The sequence below is a fragment of the Burkholderia sp. AU32262 genome (genome assembly GCF_020419985.1).
In the GTDB taxonomy this organism is placed as follows: Bacteria; Pseudomonadota; Gammaproteobacteria; order Burkholderiales; family Burkholderiaceae; genus Burkholderia; species Burkholderia semiarida.
In genome coordinates this window covers 165,459-189,466 of the sequence record NZ_JAIZRS010000002.1, presented here as the reverse complement: position 1 = coordinate 189,466, position 24,008 = coordinate 165,459, and the positions used below count along the sequence as shown (strand labels likewise).

The 24,008-nt window shown below is 67.8% G+C and carries 18 protein-coding genes; 8 read left to right on the top strand and 10 right to left on the bottom strand.

The annotated features are described in order from the left end of the window. Positions 1–91: 91 nt before the first annotated feature. From LGN10_RS02480 to LGN10_RS02470, 3 genes are read left to right on the top strand one after another with little or no spacing between them, the layout of a single operon-like run. Positions 92–2,905, top strand: coding sequence for a type VI secretion system Vgr family protein (locus LGN10_RS02480; RefSeq protein ID WP_226221564.1), 2,814 nt, complete (start codon positions 92–94; stop codon positions 2,903–2,905). A 43-nt stretch (positions 2,906–2,948) separates the two neighbouring features. After that, positions 2,949–7,823, top strand: coding sequence for an RHS repeat-associated core domain-containing protein (locus LGN10_RS02475; RefSeq protein ID WP_264163046.1), 4,875 nt, complete (start codon positions 2,949–2,951; stop codon positions 7,821–7,823). Next, the gene (locus LGN10_RS02470) at positions 7,820–8,095 is read left to right on the top strand and encodes an Imm53 family immunity protein (protein ID WP_099317097.1); all 276 of its coding nucleotides are present in this window, start codon (positions 7,820–7,822) and stop codon (positions 8,093–8,095) included. Before LGN10_RS02475 ends, LGN10_RS02470 begins: the two co-directional genes overlap by 4 nt. A gap of 40 nt (positions 8,096–8,135) precedes the next feature. On the opposite strand, the gene LGN10_RS02465 is transcribed toward LGN10_RS02470, so the two are convergent. Further along, positions 8,136–8,339 carry a SymE family type I addiction module toxin gene (locus LGN10_RS02465; RefSeq protein WP_099317098.1) on the bottom strand — a complete coding sequence of 68 codons (204 nt, stop codon included), beginning with the start codon at positions 8,337–8,339 and terminating at the stop codon, positions 8,136–8,138. Positions 8,340–8,685: 346 nt separating this feature from the next. Between LGN10_RS02465 and LGN10_RS02460 the strand changes: the two genes are divergently transcribed. After that, positions 8,686–8,997 carry a hypothetical protein gene (locus tag LGN10_RS02460; RefSeq protein ID WP_226221561.1) on the top strand — a complete coding sequence of 104 codons (312 nt, stop codon included), beginning with the start codon at positions 8,686–8,688 and terminating at the stop codon, positions 8,995–8,997. 38 nt (positions 8,998–9,035) lie between these two features. Here LGN10_RS02460 and LGN10_RS02455 read toward each other — a convergent pair whose 3' ends face one another. The 5 genes from LGN10_RS02455 to LGN10_RS02435 all read right to left on the bottom strand — a co-directional run bounded on the left by LGN10_RS02455 (position 9,036) and on the right by LGN10_RS02435 (position 14,106). Continuing rightward, positions 9,036–9,758, bottom strand: coding sequence for an HAD family hydrolase (locus tag LGN10_RS02455; RefSeq protein WP_104013023.1), 723 nt, complete (start codon positions 9,756–9,758; stop codon positions 9,036–9,038). Between the two features lie 24 nt (positions 9,759–9,782). Then, positions 9,783–10,754, bottom strand: coding sequence for an ornithine cyclodeaminase family protein (locus LGN10_RS02450; protein ID WP_104013022.1), 972 nt, complete (start codon positions 10,752–10,754; stop codon positions 9,783–9,785). 109 nt (positions 10,755–10,863) lie between these two features. Continuing rightward, on the bottom strand, positions 10,864–11,994 hold the full coding sequence (locus LGN10_RS02445; protein ID WP_226221560.1) for a DSD1 family PLP-dependent enzyme: 1,131 nt from the start codon (positions 11,992–11,994) through the stop codon (positions 10,864–10,866). A gap of 129 nt (positions 11,995–12,123) precedes the next feature. Continuing rightward, positions 12,124–13,083: a LysR substrate-binding domain-containing protein gene (locus LGN10_RS02440; protein ID WP_104013020.1), complete on the bottom strand. Its 960-nt coding sequence runs from the start codon at positions 13,081–13,083 to the stop codon at positions 12,124–12,126. 108 nt (positions 13,084–13,191) lie between these two features. Then, positions 13,192–14,106, bottom strand: coding sequence for an NAD(P)/FAD-dependent oxidoreductase (locus LGN10_RS02435; RefSeq protein ID WP_226221559.1), 915 nt, complete (start codon positions 14,104–14,106; stop codon positions 13,192–13,194). Positions 14,107–14,248: 142 nt separating this feature from the next. On the opposite strand from LGN10_RS02435, the gene LGN10_RS02430 reads away from it, so the two are divergent. The 4 genes from LGN10_RS02430 (at position 14,249) to LGN10_RS02415 (ending at position 20,129) form a co-directional block, all read left to right on the top strand. Next, positions 14,249–14,689, top strand: coding sequence for an Rrf2 family transcriptional regulator (locus LGN10_RS02430; protein WP_059580023.1), 441 nt, complete (start codon positions 14,249–14,251; stop codon positions 14,687–14,689). Positions 14,690–14,938: 249 nt separating this feature from the next. Then, positions 14,939–15,529 carry a DUF2760 domain-containing protein gene (locus LGN10_RS02425; RefSeq protein ID WP_226221558.1) on the top strand — a complete coding sequence of 197 codons (591 nt, stop codon included), beginning with the start codon at positions 14,939–14,941 and terminating at the stop codon, positions 15,527–15,529. Then, positions 15,526–17,367: an Hsp70 family protein gene (locus LGN10_RS02420; RefSeq protein ID WP_226221557.1), complete on the top strand. Its 1,842-nt coding sequence runs from the start codon at positions 15,526–15,528 to the stop codon at positions 17,365–17,367. The genes LGN10_RS02425 and LGN10_RS02420 overlap by 4 nt, the downstream gene beginning before the upstream one ends. 5 nt (positions 17,368–17,372) lie before the next feature. Further along, positions 17,373–20,129, top strand: coding sequence for an Hsp70 family protein (locus LGN10_RS02415; RefSeq protein ID WP_226221556.1), 2,757 nt, complete (start codon positions 17,373–17,375; stop codon positions 20,127–20,129). 267 nt (positions 20,130–20,396) lie between these two features. On the opposite strand, the gene LGN10_RS02405 is transcribed toward LGN10_RS02415, so the two are convergent. Genes LGN10_RS02405 through LGN10_RS02390 form a run of 4 tightly spaced genes read right to left on the bottom strand, consistent with a single transcriptional unit; the run spans position 20,397 to position 23,984 of the window. Continuing rightward, positions 20,397–20,990, bottom strand: a complete 594-nt coding sequence (locus LGN10_RS02405) for a peroxidase-related enzyme (RefSeq protein ID WP_226221554.1) — start codon at positions 20,988–20,990, stop codon at positions 20,397–20,399. Beyond that, positions 20,987–21,517: a CMD domain-containing protein gene (locus tag LGN10_RS02400; RefSeq protein WP_226221552.1), complete on the bottom strand. Its 531-nt coding sequence runs from the start codon at positions 21,515–21,517 to the stop codon at positions 20,987–20,989. The genes LGN10_RS02405 and LGN10_RS02400 overlap by 4 nt, the downstream gene beginning before the upstream one ends. After that, positions 21,514–22,974: an NAD(P)-binding domain-containing protein gene (locus tag LGN10_RS02395; protein ID WP_226221550.1), complete on the bottom strand. Its 1,461-nt coding sequence runs from the start codon at positions 22,972–22,974 to the stop codon at positions 21,514–21,516. The genes LGN10_RS02400 and LGN10_RS02395 overlap by 4 nt, the downstream gene beginning before the upstream one ends. After that, on the bottom strand, positions 22,971–23,984 hold the full coding sequence (locus LGN10_RS02390; protein ID WP_059580041.1) for a LysR family transcriptional regulator: 1,014 nt from the start codon (positions 23,982–23,984) through the stop codon (positions 22,971–22,973). Before LGN10_RS02390 ends, LGN10_RS02395 begins: the two co-directional genes overlap by 4 nt. Between the last annotated feature and the right edge of the window lie 24 nt (positions 23,985–24,008).

The following is a 24,008-nucleotide window of genomic DNA, read 5'->3' as shown; positions in this document are numbered from 1 at the left end:
GTTGCAGACCGTTGCCATTCGCTGGACGAGAACCCGGCCATCCTTTATCTCTTCAGTTTCCGAGAAAAAACGCGGTTGCTGAGAGAGAAGCATGGCCCGAGGACGAGATACGCAACGCGCATTCGCGCAGTGGATAACCGGTCGGCAGTCGTATTTCCTGGAGGTGCCCGGCGCACCCGCGACGCCGGATCTGTCGATCATGTCGTTCGTGCTCGACGAGCGGCTGGGCGAGCCTTATCGGATCGAAGTGACGCTGACGAGCCCGGTTTCGCTCGCACGCGCCGATTACCTCAATCGCCCCGCCATCTTTACGATCGAGCCCCCCGGCACGAATGCCGCGACGGGCGTGGTGCGTCGATTCGCCGGCTGCATCACCGCGTTCGGTCAGATCCGCAAGACGCGCGATTTCGTGTCGTACAGGATCGTCGTCGAGCCGTTCGTCGCCCGTTTGCGCCTCGTGGAGGCGACCCGCATTTATCAGCAACAGTCCGTGCCCGAGATCGTCGAATCGATCCTCAGGCGGCACGAATTCCGCGCGCACCAGTTTTCATTCAAGCTGCGGCGCGCGTATCCGCGTCTTGCGTTTCGCATGCAGTACCGGATGTCCGACTGGGATTACATCCGCCTGCTGATGGAACAAACCGGATTATTCTGTTTTTTCCGCGCGGGACAGCATGGCGACGAACTGCATTTCGGCGATGATGTCGATGCCTATTCGTATCGTCCGCAAGTCGTCATTCCGTACCGCGAAGCAAGCGGCCTGGAAAGTGGTCACGAGGCCGTGCTTTCGCTCGAATCGTTAAGCGAAACGATTCCTCGTTCGATCAAGGTCGCCGATTACAACCCCGAGAAGGCTGACGACCGATTCAACGCCGAGGCGACCATCGCACGCGACGATCCGACGACATGGGGGGCGAGCTACGTCTATGGCACTCACCATGCCGACGGCGACGAAGCCCGGCGTGAAGCGCAATTGCGCCGCGAGGCGGCGCTTGCATGGCAGGTCACGTATTCGGGCAAGAGTTCGGTTGTCGACTTCGCGCCGGGCCTTGTCGCGAAGCTCGACGAGCAACCGGCCGACGCGCCGCACGGGATCGTGATCGTGTCGGTGCGTCATGCGGGCGGCCGGGATGCGTCGTATATCAATACGTTCGACGCGATTCCGTGCGGCCGGGCGTTTCGACTGAAACTCGACGAGCACCGCTGGCCTGCGATTGCGGGCACGTTGCCGGCACGGGTCACGACTCCGGGCGCTTCGCCGTATGCGCACCTGACGAGCGACGGCTGTTACACCGTGCGCTTCGATTTCGATTTCGACACATGGCCTGCCGGCGGCGAGTGTGTGCCGCTGCGCCTCGCCAAGCCCTTCGCAGGCAGCCATCAGACGGGATTCCACTTTCCGCTGCTGGCCGATACCGAAGTCGCGGTCGCATTTGCCGGCGGCAACCCGAACCGGCCGTATATCGCGCATGCGCACCATCACAGTCAGGCCGTCGACCTGGTCACGAGCCGGGATAGCTTCAACACGCGCAACGTGATTCGCACGCGAGCGAACAACAAGCTTCGCTTCGAGGATCGGAAGGGGCGCGAAAGCATCAAGCTGTCGACGGATTACGGTGGAAAGACGCAGGTCAACCTCGGGCATTTCGTCGACAGCCGACAGCAGACGCGTGGTGAAGGGTTCGAGGTCAGGACCGATGAGCGCGGCGCGCTGCGCGCCGGCAAGGGACTGTTCCTGTCGGCCGATGCGCAATCGAGTGCGGGCGGGCACGCTTTCGACATGACGGTCGCGCGGCGGCAACTCGACGCGGCGCGATCCCGCATGCGCCGTCTGAGCGACGCGGTCGAGAAGGCGCGAGCGACGATGGCGGCCTGCGAAGCGCAGCAGGCGTTGCTCGAAGCGCAGGTTCGTGATCTCGAGGCTGCCGTGCTGCTCGCATCCGCACCGCACGGGGTTGCCGTGACCAGTGGAGAACACATGCAATTGGCGGCTGACGGACATCTTTTCACGACGACGGGCGGCAACGCCGATGCGGCGATCGGCGGCAACTATACGGTTGCAGCGGGCAATGCGGTGTCGCTGTATGCGAATGCGCATGGAATGAAGCTATACGCGGGCGCGGGCAAGGTCGACGTTCAGGCGCAAGCGGATGCGCTCGAACTGACGGCGCTGAAGGGCGTGACGATCGCGAGCACGTCGGATGCGGTGACGCTGAATGCGCAGAAGGCGCTGGTGCTGATGTGCGGCGGCGCCTATATCAAGCTCGAAGGCGGGGCAGTGGAGATCGGCAGTGCGGGCGAGATCCGGTTGCGTGGGCCGGTGAGTGCCGGGCCGTCCGCGACCCGTCGGCAGGCGTTGCCGCTGATGCCGGCACAGGAGCGAACCGGCATGAAGCTCTGGCATGCATATCCGAATGGGGAGCCGGTCAGGAACGCAAAGTATCGCGTGACGTTCCCGGACGGTTCGTGGCGCGAAGGCCGGCTCGATGCCGACGGCCGGGGCACGGTGGCGGATGTGCCGCGCGGCGGTGGCTCGGTCCAGTATTTCGAGGAAGACCACGATCTTCAGGACACCGCGCGCAAGTGGAGCGATCCGCAAGGGACGCCGCCATTTTCGCCGGCGAGCGGGGATGCCGGCCACGCGGTACCGAGTCTCGTCGGGGCGTCGATGACGGCCGCGATTCCCGTAGCGGAGTCGGCCGGGCAAGCGCTCGGGGCGGCCGCGCTCGTCAGGGAAGCAGCATCGGGCGGGGCGGCGAACGTCGCGAACGGCGATGCCGCTGCGCTTGCCCGGGCCTCGCTCGACGCTGTCGGCGAGCCAGTCGCGAATTCCACACGCAATCACGCGGCGGCTTCGATGCCCGGCGCCGCCCCCGGTCTCGTCAAAACCACCGTGTCGCGCTGATCGCGCGCGGTGTTCGCTTCCTATTCGAAACAGATAACAATTTATGGCCGGAACCACCGCACCCTCGACCCCGCAGCGTCCGATACCCAACGCGATTCTTCAGAATGCCGAAGCACGGCGCGTGATCGTCAGTCCGGTTCCCGCACCGGACACCTCGCCGAAGCTGATCGCGACCGACGTCGAATCGGTCGGTAACCCCGGCCTCGAGATCTTCGTGCAGTGCCTGTACATGGTGCCGTTCGTCGGCAATGCGATGTCGCTGTACGACGTCGGTGTCGACATCTACCGGATCTGCAGCGAGCCGGGCGGCACGGCGAAGGTCCTCAATTGGGGTATTCTCGCGATCGATGCGATCGGTGTCGTGCCCGCCGCGGGCAATGCGACGCGGCCGGCGCGCGCGGTCGTCAAGGAAGTGTTGCTCGCATTTGCAAAGGGTGCGGGCGCGGCGATGCTCGTCGACCTGTTCTGGGCGACGGCCGGCGGCGACGTGCTCGCCTTCATGGCGGAACTCGACACGTACCTCGACGCGTGGAAGAAAGACATCGTCGCGGGGGTGCGCGAAGCGTCGCGCACGGTGCGCCGCTTCGTGCTCGATCCTGTTTCGGCGGCCGAGCAGATGGGGCGCATCAAGAAGAACCCGGGCTTCCTGTCGTGGGTGCCGTCGACGGAGGAGATCGCGCTCATCGGCATCGACCAGTTGCTCCAGGTGTCGGGCCAGCGCGATGCGATCGTCGCCTGGCTCGACGCGTTCGACCGCGAAACGGGGCCGATGCTGGACCGCGCGTTCGGCAGCGTGGACGAAGCGGGTGGTTTGCTGTTCATGGCCGCGCAGATCACCGCGCAGATCAAGGCGCGCAAGGCGCGCGGGATGCCGTCGCACGTCGCGCAGGTCACGCCGGGTACGATGAGCGCGCCGCACCGCAAGCCGGGCGAGCACCGCGATTCGACGCAGAAAGGCGCGATGCCCAGCCCGCTGCCGCCGAAGGACGGGTGCGGCTGTCCGAAGACGGCGAGCGCGAAGCCCGTCAATTACGCAATGGGCGACGAGCACCTCGCGCAGACCGACTTCGTGCTCGACGGTGTCGTGCCGATCGTGTGGACGCGACGCTATCGATCGAGCCTTGCGGCCTACGATGCGAGCCCGCTCGGCGCGCGCTGGAGCAGTGCGTATCATCTGTCGCTGGAGGAGCGGGACGGTACGCTGACGTTCTTCGATCCGGACAGTCGCGCGGTGCCGTTGCCGCCGGTGGGATTCGGGGAGTCGGTCGAGGTGCCGGCCGAGCAGTTCACGATTGCACGCCCGGATGGCCGCCGAATCCATTTGACCTATCCGGACGGTAGTCGAGAGGAATACGAACTGAGCGGCCGCGTTGCGTCGACCCGTTACCGCCTCGTTTCCCGCATCAACCGCGACGGCCTCGGTCTCGGCTTCACGTACAACGCCGCCGGCGAACTCGTTACGATCAGCGATGGCGCGGCGAACGCGATCCGCATCGAGTACGTCGACGGTCGCGTCTCGGCGATCTACCGTGCAGGCGTTCCGGGGCTCGCCAACGAAGCCCTCGCGCGCTACACGTACAGCGCCGACGGCGACCTGAGCGGCCACGTCGACATGCTCGGTTTCCGGCGTACGTATACGTACGAGCAACACCTGCTCACGCGTTATACGGATTTCAACGGACACCCCGCGAACCTCGCATGGGACTGGCCGGGCCGGCGCGAAGGCATGCCCGCGACGGCCGACGCCCGATGCGTGCGGACGTGGTACGGCAACGACGGCCAGCATGTCCAGGACGACATGCACTTCGAGTACCACCGCGAACACTGGTACACAAAGGTGACCGATGCCGGCGGCCATGCGACGATTCACCGCTACGATTTCCACAACCGGATCGTGCTGGTCGAGCATCCCGACGGCTCGACCGAATCGTACGAATGGGACGACCAGCACCGTCTGGTCGGCATGCGGAACGCGCTGGGTCACACGCAGCGTTTCGAGTACGACGCGCACGGCCGGCTGACGGCCGAGATCGACGCACTCGGCAATGTCACGCGTACCGAATACGACGCGCGCGGTTTGCCGGTCCAGGTCACCGGGCCGGATGGCCGTGTCACACAAACGGCCTACGACGCGCTTGGCCGGCCGGTCTCCGTGACGGACGCGGCAGGCCGCACGACCCGCTACGTGTGGGGCGTACGCAGCGAATTGCTGTCGCTGACCGATCCGAAGGGCGGCGTAAAACGTTTCCGTTATGACCACGGTGGACGGCTCGCGGAGGCGACCGACTGCTCCGGCCACGCGACACGCTACGGCTACGACGAGCGCGGTCATCCGTCGCGGGTCACCGATGCCGCGGGCCACGACACGCTTTATCGCTGCGACGCGCGAGGGCAGGTCGTCAGCGTCGTGCATCCGGACGGCGCCGAGGAACGCTTCACGTGGGACGGAGAAGGCAACCTGCGCACGTATCGCGACGGCGCGGGCCACGTCACCGAGTACACGTTCAATGCACGCGGGCAGCCGACCTGGCGCAAGGACGCCGCAGGCCGGGAACTGGCATACGGATACGACCGGCAATGGCGGCTCGACACGCTGACCAACGAGAACCGGGACCGGACGCGGTTCGGCTACGACCGGCTGGGGCGCATCGTCGAGCAGACGGATTTCGACGGCAGCACGACCCGCTACCAATGGGACGATGCCGGGCAACTGATCGGTTCGCAGGCCGGGGACGTCGAGACGACCTACACGCGCGACCCGCTCGGCCGGCTGACGCGGCGGGAGACGAAGGGGCCGGGCGGCCGGGGCCGGGTGACCGAGCTTTTCCATTACGACGCCCGCGGCCGGCTAACGACCGCGCAGGGATATCACAGCCGTGTGCACCTGCACTACGACGATGCCGATAACCTGATCGCCGAAGAGCAGACGATCTACCCGGACAGCGACGGTTCCTACACGACGGTGACGCGTCACGAATACGACGTGCTCGGCAACCGGATCCGCACGCAACTGCCGAACACGCGCACGATCGACTGGCTGCGCTACGGTTCGGGCCATTTGCACGGCGTGTTGCTGGACGGCCGGCCGCTGGTGGACTTCGAGCGCGACAAACTGCATCGTGAGATCGTGCGCCGGTATCGCAGCTTCGAGCAGGTTCGGGAATACGATCCGGCAGGTCGATTGCAGCGCATGGCCGTGCGGCGTGACGGGAGTGCGCGGCTGGCGGACTGGATGGCCACGCGCCGGTTGCAGTACGACGCGGCCGGTAACCTGACGCGTATCGAGGATCGCACGCGCGGCGTCACGGAGTATGCGTACGACCCGACCGGGCGTCTGCTGAAGGCGACGACACGGGATCTGAAGGAGGTATTCGCATTCGATCCGGCGGGCAACCTGGTGGATCCGGACAGCATCCCGCCGCGCCCGAGCGACGAAACGATCGAGTCGGCCAAGGCGCGGATGCAGCGGCAGATGGCGCAGGATCGTGCGTGGTGGGACGCCCATCCGGGCGAACGGTTGCCCGACGAACAGCTCGCGCGGCGCTTGCGGATTGCCGACGAGGTCGACGCGCTGACCGGCTGGGAGCGGTCATTGCCGAAGTGCATCGGCAACGTGCTGAAGGAACTGAACCGCACGCGCTACGAGCACGACGCGCAAGGCAATCTGGTGCGCAAGACGGAGCCGGGCGGCGTGACGTGGCTGTACGAATACGACGCGGCGAACCGGCTCACGCAGGCCGAACGCTATGCGAGGTGGCCGGCGGCGAACGAGATCGCCCGGATCGAGCGGACGCCACATGGCGTGACGTCGACCCCGGGCACGGTGCGGCCGGAATTGCGCGTGCACTTTACCTACGACGCGTTCGGCCGGCGGCGGATGAAAGAGGTGACGAGCAGGGACGGCCACATCGATCGGACAGTGTTCACGTGGGACGGCGACGTGCTGCTGATGGAGGAGCGGTTCCATATCGCACCGCTTGAGCCGGGGGAACGCGGCGAGCGGGTGGGGGACCGCTCGACGCCGATGGTCCGGGAGGATCCTGCCGATCCGTACTCGGTGCCGGTGGCGCAGCGGGTCCATACGTTCATTGAGCGGCACCGGTGGCAGGGGGCGTCGCTGTACCTGCACGAACCGGGGACGTTCGTGCCACTGGCGCGGCTGGACGAGACGCTGGTGGAGGCGGCGTTCGTGGCGACGGGCACGGATGGAAGGTTCGTGCAGGTGCCGGCGAAGACGCGGCATGCGATGCTGTTCTACCAGAATGACCACCTGGGGACACCGCAGGAACTGCTGGACGATTCGGGGAAGGTGGTGTGGCTGGGGCGGTATCGGGCGTGGGGTGGCGAGAAGACGGTGTGGGGGGAGGTGCCGGAGCGCAACGAGGCGGGGAACGCGGTTCGGTTCCAGGGGCAGTATCGGGACGAGGAGACGGGGCTGCACTATAACCGGTATCGGTACTATGATCCGGGCAGCGGCAGGTTCATCTCGAAGGACCCGATTGGGTTGCAGGGTGGATTGAACGTCTGGCAGTACGCACCCAATCCAATTGGCTGGATTGATCCGCTGGGGCTGTCGAAGCAATGTGCGAAGTGCTTGCCGAGTTGCAACGATATCGCATCTCAGGGACCGAAGGATGCCACCGAGATGGCGCAAGAACTTTCTAGGCAGATTAATCGGAATTCGGTAACATTTTCTACGCCGACAACGCAAGGCCATATTGATTTGCAGGGTGATGCGCACTTCGATAAGGCGACGAAAGTTAAAATTCCAACTCCCCATGTTCAGACGCGAACGATTAACATCGGACCGAACGGCCAAATAACTACGTCAAAAAAGACAGAGGTCACGACGGCGGCAACTAAGCAGGATGTGCGAGTGGCAAGGGAGCTTGCAAGACGGAAGGGGTTGTGCAAATGAATGATCTAATCGATGCGTTGCAGCACTGGTATACATCTCAATGCGATGATGTTTGGGAGCATTCTTACGGTGTGAAGATTTCTACCATTGACAATCCGGGATGGGAAGTTAGAATAAATGGTGTTTCGGGGAGAAAGTTGATAGATATTAATGCAGAGCGTGATGAATCAGATTGGATTAGTGTGACTGCTACTAAAGAGGAATTTGTTGGGTATGGTGGTTCAAGTAATTTGAAGGAAATTCTGATGCTTGCGATGGACTGGTTGCATTAAGCACCAAGGGCCGCAGTTGTGGCCCTTGTAGTTAGTGTGGTTAGCCGCAATCGGGGGTGATTTGCGCGGCGGTAATGGTGAGCTTGCCGTGTTCAACGTGAACGTGAAGCTTCTGGCCGGCGTGGAAGCCGACGTCGTGTATCAGCCAGCGGCCGACGATCTTGAGCCAGAGGTGCAGCGGCTCGCAGCTCTCGTCATAGATGGCCTGCAGTCCGTAACGACCGATGTCGCGCTTGCGCTGCATGGTGATGAAACGCTCCGTGACGGGTTGCCGAACCTACGGCGCGTGGACTTGGCGCACGTCCTGGTGTAGATATCCCGGTCGACATTGACGGAACGGTTCATCCAAGCACTGGCGGCATTTCGGTTGCTCTGGAATCAGCACGCAATCTTCCGCCTCATAGGCGCCCCGAAAATCCAGGGGGAACCGGAAGGGACTGTGCTTGTTTGCTGAATACAGCGAACCTTCCGAAAAGTCTGAGGTGCGTGCGGGATAGTGCCAAGCATGGAACGATCCAACCAAGCACAAGTATGTCTTTATCTGATTATCAAGCCGCACTTGGTTCAACGCGTGAAAAATTGGTGAGGCAATGACGGCTGAACTTTATGTCGTGCTGGACCGGGAACTGCGCGACGCATTGGAGGCGAGCGCCGACTTAGACGTGCTGAGAGATATTCTCGTGAAATATCGGGAGAAAGGCTTTAGTTCGAAGTCCGTATGTGAATTGTTGGAATCTATGAGGGATGGCGTAAATTCAAATATTGAAGAGCGAATTCTAGAGCTTATGGATATCGTTTCTGGATTATTGTTCTCCGAATATGCGAGTTTGGTGATGGGTGAAAGGGCCGCAGTTGCGGCCGTTGTTGTTATCGTGGTTGGCGGCGATCCGGGCCGATGGTGATCCGCTCCGCCTGTTCTACTCGACCGTCGTACAGACGTCTACGACACGTCGTCAGGCCCGCCGAGCACGCGACAAAGCATCGACAGGTCGCGCAGCCTGAGATGCGGCGCCACGGCGTACCCCGGCGCGTATTCGCCTGCAGAAACCGGCTCGCGTACGACCCACGCCGCCTGCAGCCCCGCATTCAGCGCGCCGACGATATCGAGATGAAAATCGTCGCCGACATGCAGCAATTCGCCCGGCCGTACGTCGAGCGCATCCGCCGCCGCATGGAAGATCTCGGGTTCCGGCTTCGCGAAGCCGAACTCACGCGCACTGAGCGTCGTGCGAAAGAATTCGCCGCCGCCGGTCAGCCGGAGATCCGCGTTGCCGTTGGTGACCGCGATCAACGGAAAGCGCTCGCTCAGCCACGCGAGCGCCGGCAGCGCGTCTTCGTAGAATTCGACGCGGTTGCGCGCCGCATAGAACACGTCGTACGCACGATCGGTCAGCGAGACATCTTCGTTCGCGCGTTCCAGCGCCAGCCGGATCGACCCGATTCGCATCGCGCGAAAGTCGCCGGCAAGCTCTGGACACAAACGTTCGTATTCGTCACGTAGCGCACCAAGTGCCTGTTGCGTGGGCAGCACGCGCTCGGTGTTCGGCGCGTGCTCGATCAACCATGCGCGAAGCGCCGCCTCGGCCCGTACGACGGACGGCCCGAACGGCCACAGGGTGTCGTCGAGGTCGAACGAGAGGGCGGAGACTTTGGCGAGACGCATGGCGGTTGAAAGCGGGAAGTCGTTTTACCAGGGCCACGGAACGGCAGTGCCGGTGCCGTGGTCGAGGGCGTGCCGATACAGGAAGCGCGCGACGGTCAGATCCTGAAGCGCGAGCCCCGTCATGTCGAAGACGGTGATCTCGTGCGCGGCACGATCGATCGATGTCGCACCCGCGAGGATGTCACCGATTTCCGTGCGCGGCAAATCTGGCGCCCACTGGCACTCGCCGATGCCGCGCGCCTGCTCGTGATCGTCCACGACGATGCGCGCGCGTTCCAGCACGCCCGCCGGAAGTTCGCGCTTGCCCGCGGTATCGGCGCCCACGCAGGTCAGGTGGGTGCCGGGCTGCACGGCATCCGCGTCGAACAACGCGCCGCCGCCCGGCGTGGCCGTGATCACCACGTCGCTATCGGCCACCGCGTCGTTGCGGTTGTGCGCCACGCCGATCGTACATCGATCGACGAAGTGCGCTTCGAACGCCGGGTCCGGCTCGCCGCCGACGGTCACGTACTGCACCGTGCATCGCCGCGGCAGCAGCCTGAGCGCGTAGTCGAGCTGCACGCGCGCCTGCACGCCCGTGCCGAACACGCAGAGCCGCGTGCTGTCGCGGCGCGCGAGCAGTTGCAACCCGAGGCCGCCGGCGGCCCCGGTGCGCGCGGTGGTGATCGCGTTGCCGTCCATGATGCACAGCGGGCGTCCCGTCGCCGGATCGAACAGCGCGACGGTGGCCTGATGCGGCTCGCCGCCCAGCGCACGGTTGCCCGGCCAGAACCCGGCCGCCTTGAAGCCGAGCAAGTCCTGACCGGCGACGTCGCCCGACTTGATGCCGAACACGCCGCCGGTATGGAGCTTCTCGCGCACGACCGGGAACACGCGTCCCGCCCGTTGACTGTGCAGCACGAACGCTTCGCGGACGGCCGCCATCACTTGCTCGACCTGCAGGGCGGGCTCGACGGCATCACGGTCGAGGAGAAGAAGGCGGGCGTCGGTCGGCATGGTCGGGGGCGCCTGTTCGGCACGAGACGAATCAAGAGTATTTAAAGTTTGTCCAGATGTGGACAAATAGTCAATGCATGGGCGGCACGGCATGGATGCCGGACGACGCTCACCACCCGTAGAACCGCGGCCACGTCTGCGCGGCGCCGTCGCCGCCGATGGCCTGGTATTCGGGATGCTGCGCGCCGGTGGCGCACGCATGATTCGGGAGAATGCGCAGCCGCGTGCCGATCGGAAACCGCTGCGCGATGTCCGTATCCGGCGCGCCCGTTCGCGACACGATCCCGTGTTCCTGATTGGCGGCGCTCATCAGGTAGCCACCGAGCACCTCGCCGTCTTCGGTGCAGACCTGCCCGTAGCCGAAATCGCGCGCCTGGCGCTGCGTGCCGCGGTCGCGGCTCATCGCCATCCAGCCCGCGTCGACGATCGCCCAGCCTTTCTCTTCCTGATGGCCGACGACGGTGGTCAGCACCGACAGCGCGATGTCGGACGGTTCGCACACGCCGATGTTGTGCATCACGAGGTCGAACATCACGTACACGCCGGCGCGCACTTCGGTCACGCCGTCGAGCCGTTGCGCCGCCAGCGCGGTGGGCGTCGATCCGATGCTGACGACCGGGCACGGCAAGCCCGCGGCCCGCAGGCGCTCGGCGGCGCGCACGGTGCGGCTGCGCTCCTGTTCGGCGATCGCGACCAGCGCTTCGGGCGTGTCGTATTCGTAGCTGGAGCCTGCGTGCGCGAGCACGCCGCCGAGCCGCATGCCGCCGTCGGTCAGCGCGCGGCCGACGTCGATCAGCAGGTCGGCATCGGGCGGGATGCCGGAGCGGTGCCCGTCGACGTCGACCTCGATCCACACGTCGAAACGTTCGCCGTGCTCGCGCCCGAACGCGGCGATCGCGTGCGCGGCCGGCAGGCTGTCGGCGACGATCTTCAGGTCGCAGCCCTGCCGGCGCAGCGCCAGCGCCTGGCCGAGCTTGGCGGGCACCATGCCGACCGCATAGACGATATCGATGATGCCGTCGGCGAAGAATTGCTCGGCTTCCTTGAGCGTGGACACCGTGATGCCCTGCGCGCCCGCCGCGATCTGCGCGTCGACGACTTGCCGGCATTTGGTGGTCTTGACGTGCGGCCGGAACCGGACGCCGAGCGCGTCCAGATGCGCCTGCATGCGTGCGATGTTGCGGTGCATGCGGCCGATGTCGATCAATGCGGCCGGGGTGTTGAGGGTGTGAAGGTCCACGATGCGTCCGTTTGCGAAGTTGCCGATACGGACACTGTAGGGGAGGGGAGCAGCGCCGTGTTTAATGCACGGCTAATCTGCCATTAAGCAAAATTTAATCAACGAAGTCCTCCTGGATCGCACCGGAACTCAGGCCTTGCCGCGCCAGGGCGGCGGATCGAGAAACTGCCGCGCGGCGTCGAGAAACACCCGCTGCCGCGCGGAGCGGCCGGTACGCGATGGCACGAGCGCCGTGACCGGCGCGGGCGGCAGGCGCCAGCGGGGCAGCAACCGGACGAGCTTGCCGTTCGCGAGCAGCGGTGCGACGTCCCACTCGGAGCGCTCGACGATGCCGAGCCCGGCCAGCGCCCATTCGGTGATGACGGTGCCGTCGTTGGACGACAGCGCGCCGGTGACGCGGATGACGGTGGACCGCCGCGAATCGCCCTTGGCGCCGCCAACAGGCGAGAAGCGCCAGCGCGGGATGTCCTCGTCGTTCTCGCGCAGGCACAGGCAGTCGTATCGCGCCAGGTCGGACGGATGCTTCAGATCCTTGATGCGACGCGCGTACGCGGGGCTCGCACAGAGGAAGCGCTCGTTGGGCGCGAGCGGATAGCCGATCCACGAAGACGACTTGAGACTGCCGACATGGACGACCACGTCGGCCCCCGCCGCGCTGGTCAGCGGGCTTTCCGACAGATGGAGCGAGATCTCGAGTTTCGGATGTGCGCGCTGCACGTCGCGCACGATCCGCGCGACATATTTGCGGCCGAAGCCGAGCGGGGCGACGACGCGCAGCGTGCCCTGCACGTCGCCGTGATCGCCCGCGATGCTGACCGGCAGCGCCTCCACGCGCTCGAGAATGCCCACGGCTTCCTGGTACAGCCGCTGCCCTTCGTCGGTCAGCGCGATGCCTTTCGGTTGCCGCACGGCGAGCCGCGCGTTCAGGCGCGCTTCCATCCGCTGCAGGCGAATCGTGACCGCGGGCGGCGTGAGATCGAGCAGCCGGGCGGCAGCGGCCAGGGATCGGGACGTGCCGATCGCGCGGACGAGTCGAAGGTCGTCGAGGTCGAGCATTTCATGGCTCTTAATGCAGAGGGTATCCAGCATTAAACCGCACATTCGGTGCCGCCGCCATCGGGGTGGCCGGCGCCCGCCTGCCGCATTCGCCGATACATTGAATCGTCCGATCGATCGTGACGCCCGGCGCCCGCCCGCCTACGCGTGCAGCCCCCAGATCAGCGACCGGTGCGCGGCCACTCCGGCCATCACGCCCGATGCCGATGCGAACGTTGCGTTGCTCATCGACGTCGACGCATCGCCCGCCGCGAATACGCCGGCGACGCTCGTCTGCTTCGACGCATCGACGCGAACGACGGGACCGAGCGGCCCTTCGTCGAACGCGCAGCCGAGCTGCTGCGCGAGGTCGCTCGCCATGCCGGTGCGCGCGCCGATGAACAACGCGTCGATCGGCACGACCTGGCCGTCGGCGAGCCGCAGCGCGTCGATACGCGGCGCATCGCCGAGGATCTCGGCGACCGGCGAGCGTACGATCCGCACCCCGCGCGCGGCGAGCAACGCGGCTTCTTCGTCGTTCGCTTCGACCACGCCCTGCGTGAACCACGTCGTCGGGCCCCAGTCCGGAATCAGGATCGCCTGATGGACCGACAGCGGATGCGTGGCGAGCACGCCGAGCCGCTGGCCGCTTACTTCATAGCCATGGCAGTACGGACAATGCAGCACGCTGATGCCCCAGCGTTCGGCGAGCCCCGGCAGCGCGGGCAGTTCGTCGCGGATGCCGGTGGCGAGAATCAGCCGGTCGGCGCTCGCGCGGCCGCCGTCGGCCAGCGTCACGTGAAAGCGCCCGTCCGCGTCGCGCTCGGCCGTGCGAACCGTGCCGTCGATGCGCCGCACCGTCGGATACGCGTCGAGCTGCGCGCGCGCATCGGCGACGATTTGCGCCGGCGGCTTGCCGTCCTGCCCGAGGAAGCCGTGCGCGTGTTCGGCAAAGCGGTTGCGCGGCCGGCCGGCGTCGATCACGAGCACGCGGCGGCGCGCCCGCGCCAGTTGCATCGCGGCCGACAACCCGGCAAAGCTGCCGCCGATCACGATCACTTCATGATGAGAATGCATGCGTCCGCTCCTTTCTGAACCTGCGTGAATGACCGATGTGCTCCGCTAACGGTCAACTCATGAAACATGAGAAGTTGCATGATAGGGCGATGGTATCCTTCATGCAACTTCAGAAGTTTCGAGAGAGAGGGGAGTTCTACCCGTGAGAACCGACAGCCGTTTGTCGCGCATCCTGCATGCGCTGATCCACATGGACCAGGCCGACGGCCCGCTGACGTCGGAGACGATCGCGACGATGCTGTGCACGAACCCGGTCGTCGTGCGGCGCCTGCTCGGCGGGTTGCGCGATCGCGGGTACGTGCAGTCGGAGAAGGGGCACGGCGGCGGCTGGGCGCTCAGCGTCGCGCTCGACGACATCACGCTGCTCGACGTCTATCGCGCGGTGGGCGAGCCGCCGCTGTTTTCCGATCTCGTGTCCGACGACGCGCCCGAATGTCTGGTCGAACAGGCCGTCAACGCGCATCTGTCGGCGACGCTGAAGGAGGCCGAAGCCTCGCTGCTCGCGCGCTTCGGCGAAGTCACGCTCGGCATGCTCTCGCGTGATTTCGACGCGAAGGCGGCGCGGCCGCGCAAGCCGCGCTGACGCGGCGCAGCACGTCCGCCGTACACGCGTGACGTGCGCGCCGGTGCGATCGAAACCGTCGCGCCGTCATGTTCTGTCCCCCAACTTCTGCCCGGTTCGCCCGCCACAGGGCAAAATACGGGTTTTCCGCACCCGCGAGGGCGCGTTCGAATCACGCGCCGGGCGGCGGCAGTGCGCATGCCGCACGCGGCCGCCCGGTGCCAGGCAAGATCGCTCGCCACGCTGCGAGCCCACAGGAGTCCAGACCCCATGCCCGAATCCAACCTGTCCTTCTTCGGCCGGCTGTCGCTGGCCGTCGGCACGTTCTTCTCCGTGCTCGGCAATCGCGAGTTCGCCGCCGACGTGCTGCGCGTGCGCGATGGCGCCGCGGCGCCGGTCGCGCCCGCCCCGACGCCGGCACCGGCCGCCGCGCCCATCGCCCCCGCGCCCGTGAAGCCGCCGGCGCCCGAGCTGCGCGAAGCGAGCCCGCAGGCCGCGCTGCAGCTGCTCGGCCTGCTGCAGCGCGATGCGCGCTTCATCGATTTCGTCGAGGAAGACATCGCCGGCTACGCGGACGCCGACATCGGCGCGGCCGCGCGCCTCGTGCACGACGGCTGCCGCGCCGCGCTGCGCGAGCACTTCACGATCGTGCCCGTGCGCGACGAAGCCGAAGGCAGCCGCGTGACGCTGCCGGCCGGCTTCGACGCGACGGCCGTGCGCGTGACCGGCAACGTGGTCGGTTCCGCGCCGTTCACGGGCACGGTCAGCCATCGCGGCTGGCGTGTCGCAGACGTGCGCCTGCCGAAGCTGACGGGCAGCCACGACGCATCGGTCATCGCACCGGCGGAGGTGGAACTGTGAGCGATCCGCGCTATTCGATCGGTATCGACCTCGGGACGACCCATTGCGCGCTGTCGTACGTCGACAGCAGCACGAGCGACGGCGAGAAGATCACGCAGCAGGTGCTGCCGATCGCGCAACTCACTGCACCCGGCGCGCTGGAATCGCGCGACCTGCTGCCGTCGTTTCTCTACTTGCCGCACGAAAGCGAGCTGACGCAGGGCGACCTGACGCTGCCGTGGACGGCCTCGCGCACCTTTGCGGTCGGCGAGATGGCGCGCACGCGCGGCGCCGGCACGCCGATCCGCCTCGTGTCGAGCGCGAAGAGCTGGCTGTGCCACCCGGGCGTCGATCGCCGCGCGGCGATCCTGCCGAGCGATGCGCCGCCCGAAGTGACGCGCGTGTCGCCGCTGGAAAGCTCGATCCGCTATCTGACGCACCTGCGCGAAGCGTGGGACCACGCGCATCCCGACGCACCGTTCGCCGACCAGGACGTGACGGTGACGATCCCCGCGTCGTTCGATCCGGCCGCGCGCGAGCTGACGGCCGAGGCCGCGCGCGCCGCCGGCTACTCGCGGATGACGCTGCTCGAGGAACCGCAGGCCGCACTGTATAGCTGGATCCAGAAGAGCGAAGGCGGCTGGCGCAAGCAGGTGCACGTTGGCGACCTGATCCTGTGCGTGGACGTCGGCGGCGGCACGACCGACCTGTCGCTGATCGCGGTGGTCGAGCGCGACGGCAATCTCGAACTGCATCGCGTGGCCGTGGGCGAGCACATCCTGCTCGGCGGCGACAACATGGACCTCGCGCTCGCGCACGTGGTCGCGCGCAAGCTCGCGCAGCAGGGCACGCAGCCCGATCCGTGGCAACTGCGCGCGCTGACCTACGCGTGCCGCTCGGCCAAGGAAACGCTGCTGTCCGACCCGAGCGCCGACGCGGTGCCGCTCGTCGTGCCGAGCCGCGGCTCGAAGCTGATCGGCGGCTCGATCCGCGCCGAACTGACGCGCGCGGAACTGACGCAGACGATCCTCGAAGGCTTCTTCCCGCAGGTCGATGCGGCCGCGCGCCCGGTGAGCCGCGCGCGTGTCGGCCTGACGCAGCTCGGCCTGCCGTATGCGCAGGACGCCGGCATCACGCGCCATCTCGCGGCATTCCTCGGCCGCCAGGTCGCGGCGCTCGACACGCTCGAAGGCGTGCAGCGCACGCTGCCGCAGGGCGCGACGTTCCTGCATCCGACCGCCGTGCTGTTCAACGGCGGCGTGTTCAAGTCGACGCTGCTCACGCAGCGCGTGCTCGACACGCTCAACGGCTGGCTCGCCGCCGAAGGCGCGCCGCCCGCGCGCCTGCTCGAAGGCGCGGATCTCGATCTCGCGGTCGCGCGCGGCGCGGCGTACTACGGCTACGTGAAGCGCGGCCGCGGCGTGCGCATTCGCGGCGGCACGGCGCGTGCGTACTACGTCGCGATCGAATCGGCGATGCCCGCGGTGCCGGGGCTGGAGCCACCGGTGCAGGCGCTGTGCGTCGCGCCGTTCGGGATGGAGGAAGGCTCGGACGCGGCGCTGCCGCCGCAGGAGTTCGGGCTCGTCGTCGGCGAACCGGTGCAGTTCCGCTTCTTCGGCTCGTCGGTGCGGCGCCAGGACCAGGTCGGCACGCTGCTCGACTACTGGTCGCCGGAAGAGCTGCAGGAGCTGGAGGAAATCCAGGCGACGCTGCCCGCCGAAGGGCGCACCGTCGGCGAAGTCGTGCCGGTGAAGCTGCATGCGCGCGTGACCGAAGCCGGCACGCTCGAACTCGAGGCGATTCCGAGCGGCACGAACGAGCGCTGGAAGATCGAGTTCGACGTGCGCGGCGCCGCCTGAGCGCGATGAAGCGTTATACGGTCGGCATCGACCTCGGTACGAGCAATACGGTCGTCGCGTACGTCGAGGCCGGTTCCGACGCGATCCGCGTGTTCGACGTCGAGCAACTGGTCGGGCCCGGCGCGGTGGCCGCGCAGCCGCTGCTGCCGTCGGTGCGGTATCACCCGGCGGCGGGCGAGCTGCCGCCGGATGCGCTGCGGCTGCCGTGGGCGGCCGATCCGAAGGCCAACACGAAAGCGGACGCGGCCGACGCACCGCCGGCCGTGATCGGCCGCTACGCGCGCACGCTCGGCGCGCAGGTGCCGGGCCGGCTCGTGTCGAGCGCGAAGAGCTGGCTGTCGCATGCCGCGGTCGATCGGCTCGCGGCGATCCTGCCGTGGGGCGCGGCTGACGGCGTCGACAAGGTGTCGCCGGTCGACGCGAGCGCGAGTTATCTCGCGCACGTGCGCGACGCATGGGACGCGCATTTTCCCGATGCGCCGCTCGCGCGGCAGGACGTGATCCTGACGGTGCCCGCGTCGTTCGACGACGGCGCGCGCGCGTTGACGGTCGAGGCCGCGAAACGCGCGAAGCTGCCGGCGCTGCGCTTGCTCGAAGAGCCGCAAGCTGCGTTCTACGACTGGCTGTATCGGCAACGCGACACGTTGCGCGAGGCGTTCGCCCATGCACGGCGCGTGCTGATCTGCGACGTGGGCGGCGGCACGACCGACCTCACGCTCGTCGACGTCGCGCCGGGCGACGACGGCGAGCCGACCTTTACGCGCGTCGGCGTCGGCAACCACCTGATGCTTGGCGGCGACAACATGGATCTCGCGCTCGCGCGCCTCGTCGAGACGCGGCTGACCGCGCCCGGCACGCGGCTGTCGGCGGCGAGCCTGTCGCAACTCGTCGAGCGCTGCCGCGCGGCGAAGGAGCGGCTGCTCGGCGACGACGCACCCGCGTCCGTCACCGTCACGCTGCTCGGCGCGGGCAGCAAGCTGGTGGGCGGCGCGCGCTCGGCCGAGCTGACCCGGCAGGAAGTCGAGCAGATCGTCGTCGACGGGTTCTTTCCGCAGGTCGACGCCGACGAATTGCCGCGCCGGGCGCGCGCGGCGATCGTCGAATTCGGCTTGCCGTATGCGAGCGACGCGGCCATTACGCGCCACGTCGCCGCGTTCCTGAAGCGTCATGCGGAAGGCCCGCTGCCCGACGCGCTGCTGCTCAACGGCGGCGTGTTCCGCGCGGATGCGCTCGCCGGCCGTCTCGCGCAGACGCTCGGCGCGTGGCGTGGCGCGCCGCTCGACGTGCTGCACAACGCGCACCCGGACGTGGCCGTCGCGCGCGGCGCGGTGGCCTACGGGCTCGCGCGCGCCGGGCATGCGCCGCGCATCGGCGGCGGCTCCGCGCGCAGCTATTTCCTCGTGCTCGACGATGGCGAAGGCAACGCAGCCGCACGCGGCGTCTGCCTGCTGCCGCGCGGCGCGGAAGAGGGCCGCGAGATCCGGCTCGACGATCGCACGTTCGCGCTGCAGCTTGGGCAGCCGGTGCGCTTCCACCTCGTATCGACCGTGGCCGACACGAAGTATCAACCCGGCGATCTCGTCGATCTCGACGGTGGCGATTTCGTGCGGCTGCCGCCGATCGCGACGGTCGTCGACGCGAAGGCGGGCGGCGACGCGCGCGAAACGCCGGTGACGCTCACCGCGTCGCTGACCGAGGTCGGCACGCTCGAAATGCACTGCATCGCGATCGACGATTCGTCGCGCCGCTGGCGGCTCGAATTCCAGTTGCGCGGCGACGCGCCGGTGCACGGCGACGCGGCCGCGCCCACGCGGCATCCAAGGCTCGACCAGGCGATCGAGCTGATCGAGCGCTCGTTCGGCAGCAAGGCCGCGGGCGTGACGCCGAAAGACACGCGCCGGTTGCGCGCGCAACTCGAGCAGGTGCTCGGCGCGCGCGAAGAGTGGGACGTCGCGCTCGCACGCGAACTGTTCGACGCATTGCTCGCGCGGGCGCGGCGGCGGCGCCGCTCGGCCGATCACGAGCGCGCGTGGCTGAATCTCGCCGGGTATTGCCTGCGTCCGGGTTTCGGCCATCCGCTCGACGCGTGGCGCATCGAGCAACTGTGGCCGCTGTTCGACGACGGCATTCAATACGTGACCGACGCGCAGGTGTGGTCCGAGTGGTGGACGCTGTGGCGGCGCGTGGCCGGCGGGCTCGACGACGATGCGCAGGCGCAGGTGCGCGATGCGATCGCGTTCCTCGAACCGTCCGACGACAAGCGGCGCAAGCTGCCGTTCGATCCGGCCAAGGTCGGGCCGGCCGACATGACGCGGTTGTCCGCGTCGCTCGAACGGCTGCCGGTCGAGCGCAAGGTCGAACTGGCCGAGCGCCTGATCGCGCAACTGCAGAAGCCGGCCGAACGCACGCTGTGCGCGTGGGCGCTCGGGCGGATCGGCGCGCGCCGGCCGTTCTACGGCAGCGCGCACGGCGTCGTACCGGCGGAAATCGTCATCGGCTGGCTCGATGCGCTGTTCGCGCTCGACTGGAAGCAGGTCGAGCCGGCTGCGTTCGCGGCTGCGCAGATTGCGCGAATGACGGGCGACCGCTCGCGCGATCTGCCGGACGACACGCGCGAGGCGGTGATCAAGCGCCTGTCGGCCGCGAATGCATCGACGGCGTGGATCGACATGGTGCGTGAAGCGATCGCGTTCGACGAAGCCGATACGGTGCGCGTGTTCGGCGAAACGCTGCCGGCCGGGTTGAAACTGCTGGGCGATTGATGGCAGTACAGGATGCTTCGATCTCGTTCGCAGATCGAAGCATCCTGTCGCGGTCGCGCCAACCATGGCGCGCCCGCGACGCCCGCTCCATTCAGGCGTGCGATACCGACGCCGCTTCGCGCCGTTTTTCCATTGATTCGAATTTCGCGCCCTCCTGCGCCGCCGCCGAGCGCCGCGCGAGATGAATCCCCGCGAGCATGCAGCGCACCGACCGTTGACGCACAAGGCGCGACGCGGGCCGGTTCCGCGCCACGTTCTCCCGTGCGGTCAGGCGCCGGCCGCCGGCTCCGGAAACACCGGCTCGCCAAGCGTCAGCATCAGCCGGTTCGCCCACGCGAAGATCGCGATCGCGTGCGACAGGTCGAGCATTTCCTCATGCGTCAGCCCTTCGGCTTCGAGCACGGCGATGTCGTTCTCGTCGATCGCGTCGGGCCGTTCGGACAGCGCGATCGCATAGCGGACGATCGCGCGTTCGCGTGCCGTGGTGCCGGCCGTCGCCGGGTCGTCGAACACCTGTTCGATCGCATCGGTGCGTTTCGCGAGTTGCGCGAAGCGCTGCGCATGCACCGACGCGCAATACACGCAGCCGTTCACGCGCGATACCGCCGTGCTCGCCAGTTCGCGCTCCGCGCGCGACAGCCCGCCGGGGCCGTACATGATCGCGTTGAACACGCCCGAGCGCTGCCGCAGGATGTCCGGCAGGTGGACGAGCAGCAGGTAATAGTCGGACGTCTTCGCTTGCGGGTGGCTCGCTTCGAGCACCGCGAGCTGATCGGGCGTCGCCGCATCGAGCGAGACCGTGTCGAGCCACGCGCGCCAGCCGAGCGTGTCGGAGGTGAAGCCGTGGGTCGCAGTCGTCATGCGGCCTCCTGTGCGGCGCGTGCCTGAAGCGCCCGCGCGGCCGCGGCGACGCGCAATTGATACGCGACGAACGCGACGAGCTGCGACAGCGCGACGATCGCGGGCGTCGTGAGCCCGGCCGATTTCAACGTGTCGAGATCGGATGCGCGCGCATCGACCGGCGCGTGCGTCAGGCGCTTCGCGTGCAGCAGGATCGCGCCGAGGCGGCGAGGCAGCGCGTCGAACGCGTCGGCATCTGCGTGCTCGATGTCGTCGGGCGTGCCGCCTGCGTCGAGCAGACGGGCGCGATAGATGTCGGCCAGCGCGTGCGCATTCGACTGCCGCGCGACATACCGTGCCGCATGCAGCCGCTCGATCAGCGAAAGATCGGGCAGCGCGGGATCGAACAGCGCGGCTTCGCTCAGTTGCGTATGCAACAGCACCTTGTCGCGCGCGCGGCGCAGCGCGGCGACGGCGTCGCCTGCGCGCAGGCCGGCTGCCGCGTCGATCGTGTCCGGCCCGGCGGCCGGCGTGATGGAGTCAGTCATCGTTTCGGTTTCCCTTCGTCGTCAAAGTGATCGATGGCGTCGGCGTCGCGCCATTCGTCGCCTTGCAGTTCGGCATTCGCGTACGCGACGAGCGCATCGTAGTGGCGGTCGCGATCGGCATCGAACAGCCGGCTCGCAATGCCGCGCGCGAGCCGCTGCGCGCCCGCGCTGATCGCCGGGATATCGCCGGACAGCTTGCCGTGGCTCAGGCTCGCCGCATGGTTGAAGCAATGGATGCGCGTGACGGCCGGGCACGCGCCGCGCTCGCGCTCCTGGAACGCGAACGCGGGGCCGAGATCGGGCGACTCGGCGAGCTCGTCGAGCCACAGCGCCGGCTCCGGCCGATACCGATCCTTCCAGCGCCGCACGTGCGCGCCGAACGACGCGAATTCCTCGCGCGTCGTCCAGTCCGAATGAAAGCCCGTCGCGAAGATCAGGAAGTCGACCGTGTAGCGTCCGCGCGGCGTCGTCACCTCGAGGCCGTCCGCGTGGTCGGCGAGCATTTCGATCGGGCTGCCCGCATGGAAATGCGCATGGTCGTGGCGCGATACGCGCAGCACGCTGTCGCGCGGCGGCGGCGTCTGCGACGTCAGCGCGTAGTGCATGAAACGCCACTTCGTCGCATCGTCGAGATCGGCGTAGCCGTGCACGAGGCCCGGGCTGCCGATGCCGGTCAGCTTGTTGATGCGCGGAATGTCCGCGCGACGGAAGAACAGGTCGACGCGCGCGGCGCCCGCTTCGAGCGCGGTGCCCGCGTTGTCGAACGCGGACGCGCCCGCGCCGACCACGCCGACGCGCTTGCCCGCGAGCGCGGCGAAATCGATCGGCTCGGACGAATGGGCCCAGCGCGCGCGCGGCGCGCGCCGCGCGACGGGCGGCACGTACGGGCCGCCGAGGCCGTCGCGGCCGGTCGCGAGCACGACGTGCCGCGCGAGCAGCGTGTGCGCTTCGCCGTTGCCGCGCACGTCGAGCGCGAGCAGCCCGTCGTCGCGCGGGCGCAGCGCGACGAGCGTCGTGTCGTTGCGCACCGGCAGGTCGAGCACGCGCCGATACCAGCGCAGGTAGTCCATCCATTGCGGGCGCGGAATCTTGTACAGCGCGTCCCACGCGTCGCGGCCGTATTGCGCTTCGAACCACGCGCGGAACGTCAGCGCGGGCAGGCCGAGTGCGGGGCCCGCAAGCTGCTTCGGCGAACGCAGCGTCTCCATCCGCGCGAACGTGACCCACGGGCCTTCGTAGCCGGCCGGCGCGCGGTCGATCACGCACTGGTTGTCGATGCCGAGCAGGCGCAGCTCGGCCGATGCCGCGAGCCCGGCCATGCCGCCGCCGACGATCGCGACGTCGAGCACGCGCGCGCCGTCCGCTTCGCGCGGCGGCACCCACGACGGCGCGGGCAGGTCGAGCCAGCGCAGGTCCTGCGCGAGCCGCGCCTCGAGTGCGTCGAGCGGGGGCGTCATGCGGCCTCCGGGCGCACGCGGCGGGTACGTGCCGGGCGAGGCGCGCGCGTCGCGCGGTCGGCCCGCAGCCGGTCGCCGCGCAGCAGCGCATCGTGCGCGGCGGCATCGTGAAAGGTCACGTCGTCGAGCAGCGCGCGCGTCGTGCGATGCAGCGCGTCGAGCAGTGCGTCGACGGCCGCCGTGCGCGCCTTGCCGGCCGGCGTCGCGACGCCGAACGCGAACGGGATGTCGACGTCGAGCGCGCGCGCGACGACACCGTCCACCGGCAGCGCGACGCCCGTGGCCGGATCGACGATGCCGACCCCGATGCCCGCGCGCGCGGCCATCACCGCATTCAGCGACGCGTTGGTTTCGATGAACACGTGCGCATCGACACGCGCGGCCGCGAACGCCGCGTCGATCCGCTGGCGCAGCCGGTGCCGGTTCGCGACCGTCACGATGCGGCGCCGCGCGAGGTCGCGCAGCGCGATGCGCGGTTTCGCCGCGAGCGGATCGTCGGCCGGCAGCACGGCGACGCACGGCGTTTGCGCGATCCAGTGCACGTCGAGCCCGGCATGCGCCATCGGCAGCGTGACGACGCCGACATCGGCCGTGCCGGCCAGCACCTCGTGCACGACGTGCTCGGCCGATTCGCTGCGCAACTGATAGTGCGGCGCATGCGCGTCGTCGGGCAGCGCGGCGAGCGCGGCCGGCACGAGCGTGGCCGCGAGCGACGGCGTGGCCGCGATGCGCACGGGTTCGGCCGTTTCGTCGCCGAGTGCGCGTGCGCGCGCCTCGATCGCGCGCAGGCCGACCAGCGAGCGCTCGACTTCCTCGTACAGCAGGAATGCGCGCCGCGTCGGCGTGACGCGCGGGCCGTGCCGGTCGAACAGCGCGTAGCCGAGATCGGCTTCGAGTTCCTGGATCTGCCGCGTGACGGCCGGCTGCGAGCGGCCGAGCAGCTCGCCCGCGCCGGTGACGCTGCCGGCCGACATGACTGCGGAAAAGGCTTCGAGTTGATGCAACTCCATGACGCGTTCCGATGATGCGATTTG